Here is a 1,521-nt window from a genome sequence, read left to right on the forward strand (position 1 = left end):
TAAAGTGAATACGGTTTTGAGTGATAATTATACGGAATATTTTGGTATTCTAGAAAATGAAGTTGAAAAAGCATTAAAATATTATGATTTGGATTTTGATTTAGAAGAAGTGAAAAAAAGTTTTAGAGAAATAGAAAAGGAAGAAAATTTTTATAGAATACTAGGTATTCAGTATTTTCCAGCAGATATGGATACTTTTCAAGATATAAACGGAGAATACGGAAAGGACAAGGATAGGATTTTTTTTGAGAAAAATGAAATACATGAAGCTGATTTAGCAAGTTTTGTGGTTGTCAAAGGAAATATATCGAAGGATAAAAATTTTGTTTACAATATGGGAGATAGAATTTATCTGAAAGATGAAAATGAGATTGATATTGAAAACGAAAATATGAGAAAAAGAATAGATTCTGCTACTTTAAAAGTATTTAATTCACCTGACAAAAATAGTGTTCGCTATATTGGAGATAAAAATGGAATTTATTATGTATTGAATGATGCTCAAAAAATAAAAGGAGCTGACTTTAAAACGTTTGAAGAACTAGGATATTCTTATGCAAAGGATAAAAATAACATCTATTTTGAAAACAGGAAAATTAAGGGAGCGGATATTTCAAGTTTTGAAGTTCTGGAAACTGGGTATGCAAAAGATAAAAATAGTTTCTATTCGGAAGGGAAAAAAGTAAAGGGTATAAGTAAAAACTTATTTAAAGCACCTAGCGAAAATTCAGTTCAAAAAGATAAAACGATTATAGGACTTTTGGAAGTTGATGACAATAATGTTTATAATATTGATGAGCCTTTAAATATAAGTCCGAAAAATTTTTCCTTAATTGGTGAGAGAAATGATTATGTAAAAAATGATAAAGGAGTATATTTTATAGATATTTACAACGTATCTAAGCCGACTGTAGTAGAAAAATTACCAGTAAATCCGAATAAGTTTAGAGTTATAAAGAAAAATTACCTAAAAGATGACAAAATTGTTTATTATAATAATAATCATGGCAATCTAAAAGTCGAAGGAGCAGATGCGGCAAGTTTTCAGGAATTGACAGAAAATTATGGAAAAGATAAAAATTATATTTATTTTGGCGAACAGAAAATTGAAAATTCAGATTCAAGTAGTGTAAAAGCAATAACTGATGTTATTTTAAAAGATAAAAAGAATGTTTATTACATTGGACAAAAATTAGAGGGAATTAATGATGCAGGGACTTTTGAAGCAATTAGCGATGTAAAAGGACTAAATGGATTTTATGCAAAAGACAAGTATAATATTTATTTTATTTCGGCTTTTGATTTTTCTGAAAAAGTGAGAAAATTGGAAGGATTGGATGTTAATAAAATAAAAGTTTTGAATGAGTATTATGTAAAAGATAACAAAGAAGTTTATTGTCTTGGAGAAAGAATTGATTATGCGGATGCTGGAAGTTTTAAGGTAAATAATGAGTATAGTTCACAAGGAGAAGATAAAAATCATAAATATGAATATTGTAGAATTGTGAAATAAGCTTCAAT

The 1,521-nt window shown here is 27.0% G+C and carries 1 protein-coding gene; it reads left to right on the forward strand.

What is annotated here, in order from left to right:
- Positions 1–1,513, forward strand: a 1,513-nt coding sequence (locus Q0370_RS09300) for a DKNYY domain-containing protein (RefSeq protein ID WP_299574992.1), incomplete at its 5' end; no start/stop codon positions are given.
- Between the last annotated feature and the right edge of the window lie 8 nt (positions 1,514–1,521).

The organism is uncultured Leptotrichia sp., assembly GCF_938036635.1.
GTDB lineage: Bacteria > Fusobacteriota > Fusobacteriia > Fusobacteriales > Leptotrichiaceae > Leptotrichia > Leptotrichia hongkongensis.